2 protein-coding genes are annotated in these 3,554 nt (G+C 36.6%); both read left to right on the top strand.

The window, feature by feature from the left end:
- Window positions 1-311 precede the first annotated feature (311 nt).
- The gene (locus Q0A12_RS07200; RefSeq protein WP_291291983.1) at window positions 312-1,595 is read left to right on the top strand and encodes a hypothetical protein; all 1,284 of its coding nucleotides are present in this window, start codon (window positions 312-314) and stop codon (window positions 1,593-1,595) included.
- A gap of 386 nt (window positions 1,596-1,981) precedes the next feature.
- Window positions 1,982-3,349: a peptidoglycan DD-metalloendopeptidase family protein gene (locus Q0A12_RS07195; protein WP_291291982.1), complete on the top strand. Its 1,368-nt coding sequence runs from the start codon at window positions 1,982-1,984 to the stop codon at window positions 3,347-3,349.
- Window positions 3,350-3,554: the final 205 nt, after the last annotated feature.

Below are 3,554 nucleotides of genomic sequence, written 5' to 3'. Positions count from 1 at the left end.
ATAGAGTAATGATCGGGTAAGTCGAACGAAACAAGTAGGGAAGAATTTAATCAGACATCTTCCACTCAGAGATCTCAGTTTTTTTAGAAAGAAATATTTATGAAGATTAAAGTTTTTTTAATGGAACGATTCTGTATGACATAAAACATTGAAACAGGATGTTTCAGCAAATAGTCTCGTTTGTCAAAAGTGAACGATGGAAGAATTTTCTGCATAATTTTTTATTTCAGTACCTTTCATTCTAATAAGAATAAAAAATAGCGGTGACGTCTAAATATAATGGGATTATAAAAACAGAAAGGATGAATCACATGAAGATAACAAAGAATCTTTTAAAGTTGATTACATTGAGTAGTTTGTTGGCACTTGGTTCAAGTTATCATGTTACTGCAGATGAGAATACTGCTGCCCCAGATTCAGCTAGTACACCTCTCAGCGGAACACTTAATTTATCTGAGCATGGAGGATATAACCCGAATCCACCAAGTGATTTAAATAAACAAACTACTATTGGTGAAAGTTATTTTGGTATTTCTTATGTTCCTAAAGCCATCTCTTTTCCGACTTCTAAATTAGCAGATAGTATTGGTACTCAAGAAATCTCTATGATTGATCAGGAAAAAACTTTGAACATCGCTGTCAAAGATAAAACCCGAGAAACAGGTCGTAATTGGACGCTGACAGGAAAAGTTAGCAGTAATTTGTCCACCAATAATGCGGGGATTGCGCTAAAGCTTGAATCTAAAAGAGATGTTATGCGCAATATAAATAATGGAAGTCAACCTTTTGAATCAGAAGATTTAGTCGAACAAATAAAAAAATCAACCACAAATGAGATAAATGCAAATAAAAATATTACGTTGAATACAGAGAGTCAATCAATCATGTATAATGATGGTTATTTTGTAAACGGAGTTTATGATTATGAAATCAGTAACGCTAAGCTAATTATTCCTAACGTTGATCAAACAACACCTGATACTATAAGTACTACAATTCAATGGAACTTAGAATGTACACCTGGCAAAACAGATTCTTTGATAGATTCTTTGAAAGAATTATTTGAGGATCAAGGCCAGTATATTAAATTAAAGGAATTTATTTCACTGAAGGCGATTCGAGGGGTTGAAGAAGAAATTAATCGCTTAACAGACCCTCAACAAAAACAAATCAATTTAGAGCATTATAACCGCTATGTCAAAGGCTATTTTGTACAGTGGGACTTAAGAGGCGATGGTCGATATTACAACAGTACTATCAAGTTTATTGGGAGTGATGTTAAAAAGAATGCTTTACTGCGCATCTATCGAGCAGGAGATAGGGGAACCAATGATTCAACCCGCCCAGAAGAAACCTATTTATCTATAAAAGTGTTCCGGAATAGTAAACCTATTCGCGAGTACAGTGAAAAAGGAAGTCATAACCCTTCTAACGAAGAACTAATAATATGGGATGATTTGAAGCCAGGCGACGTTATTGAATACACCACAACAGCACCAGATAATAAAGTAGGTGTATTCCCGAATGACTATAAAAAGAACGAAACAATGAGATATATGGTGACAGACCAATATAAGATTGTTCCAATGAACTAAAAACCGATTCCTATGATTATCTTTTATGAAGCTATATAAAAGAATAATATTGCAAAAAGAGTGGCTGGTGCCACTCTTTTTGTGTTTAAAGAAAAGGGTGCATAGGAAAAAACTTGGACGAAAAAATAGCTAAAGCACTTTTTCAATGGATTTTGCTAAGTTTAGAGCCAACGAATTTGTTTCCAACAACTCCGAGAGGATAGGACCGACAATACAATTTTTCGATTAATTCATAGAATGGCGGACAACTTGAAAAAAAAGAAGAAAAGTTTTTTTTCAAAACACCTATACTAATGATGAAAAGAGGATTATAAGTGATGGGCTCTTAGGTAACAGTAGGGAAGTCTTTATTAAACGTTTAGTAATCAAAAAAAGGAGAATGGGCAATGAAGAAGAATAAGTTTACAAAAATTTCATCAACGCTTTTACTATCGCAACTCTTACTTTCGGCACCAATTCAAATTTTGGCTACTGAACAGCAGTCACAGGTGACGGACCAAACGGTTACAAGCGAAAGTAGTGTGGCGACTTCATCTGAACAAACCGTTGTTGAAACAGAAAATACCACCGATTCGATAACGCCAGATGAAGAAACAGAAGGCACAACAGAAACAACGGAATCAACAGAATCAACAGAATCAACAACAGATAGTTCGCAAGAGATTGAAACAAGCAAGCCTGATACGACTCATGAGTCGACAGATTCTAGTGCTTCAACAGAAACTACAAGTGCAACCAAACCAAAGCCAAGCAAAGAAACAAAACCTGCACACAAAAAACCAGTAAAAAAACCGGCAGTTTCATCTAAACCGGCGGAACCAATCCGTTCAGTAAATCCGGATCCAGAAGCAACCATTCATTTTGAAAAGGATGAATCGGTGGAGACTTTTATTCGGAAAATTGGTGAATCTGCCCGGAAACTCGGACAAGAAAATGATCTCTATGCTTCCGTGATGATTGCACAAGCGATCTTGGAATCTGGTAGCGGCCAAAGCAAATTAGCACAGGCACCTTGCTATAACTTATTTGGGATTAAAGGAAGCTACAAAAACAAATCTACGTGCTTGAATACCCAAGAAGAAGGAAAAGATGGGCGCTATTATACAATTCAAGCAGCCTTTCGAGTTTATGACAACTACGAAGAAAGTCTGGCAGATTACGCAAAACTTCTGAAAAATGGTTTGACCGGGGATCGTCATTTTTATGAAGGGGCTTGGAAATCCAACACTCGTACCTATCAAGAAGCAACCAAATTTTTGACTGGTCGTTATGCGACTGATTCTAAATACAATCAAAAATTGGACAGCTTGATCGAGACGTATGAGTTAACCAAATATGATGAGAAGGAAAATGTTACATTAAATCCAGACGGCTTTTTGGTACCAGTGAAAAATTATAGTATTTCAAGTCACTTTGGTCCAAGAAGCAATGAATTTCATCGAGGTCTGGATTTAGCTGCTGCCCAAGGGGAGCCAATTTTAGCAGCCAAGAAAGGAAAAGTGATCATCGCAGAGTTCCATCCTTCTTGGGGAAACTATGTTGTCTTGGAACATGAAGATGGAACGACAACGTTATATGCGCATCAACAAGAATATCATGTTAAAGTGGGTCAACAAGTGAAACAAGGGCAAACGATCGGCTACGTTGGTTCCACTGGAAATAGCACAGGAAGCCATTTACATTTTGAGGTATGCTCAGATGCAAGTTTGGCTCAATCAAAATTGATTAAACCTGAAACCGTCTTGTTTAAATAAGACGGTTTTTTTGTTGCAGGAATCGGGGGAGCAGGCATCTAGAATCTACGGGAAAACAGCAGGCTTCGTTTTTCTTTTTGTAAAAAATAAAAAGTCAAAATGAAAAAACAGCAAAAAAATAAGAGCAGAAGTTGCTACAATTTGACTGTAGATAAGACCTATCAGGGTTCTAATTCGTTGACATAATGATAATCAAGGTAGGGGT

The sequence above is a fragment of the Enterococcus sp. genome (genome assembly GCF_022711995.1).
Classification (GTDB): Bacteria; Bacillota; Bacilli; order Lactobacillales; family Enterococcaceae; genus Enterococcus_D.
The sequence above is the reverse complement of the archived record's forward strand: the minus strand, read 5'-3'. Positions and strand labels throughout refer to the sequence as shown.

What these genes read in the sequence shown, in the direction of transcription:
- Q0A12_RS07200 (WP_291291983.1), top strand. Translation starts at nt 312, where the DNA reads ATGAAGATAACAAAGAATCTTTTAAAGTTGATTACATTGAGTAGTTTG.
- Q0A12_RS07195 (WP_291291982.1), top strand. Translation starts at nt 1,982, where the DNA reads ATGAAGAAGAATAAGTTTACAAAAATTTCATCAACGCTTTTACTATCG.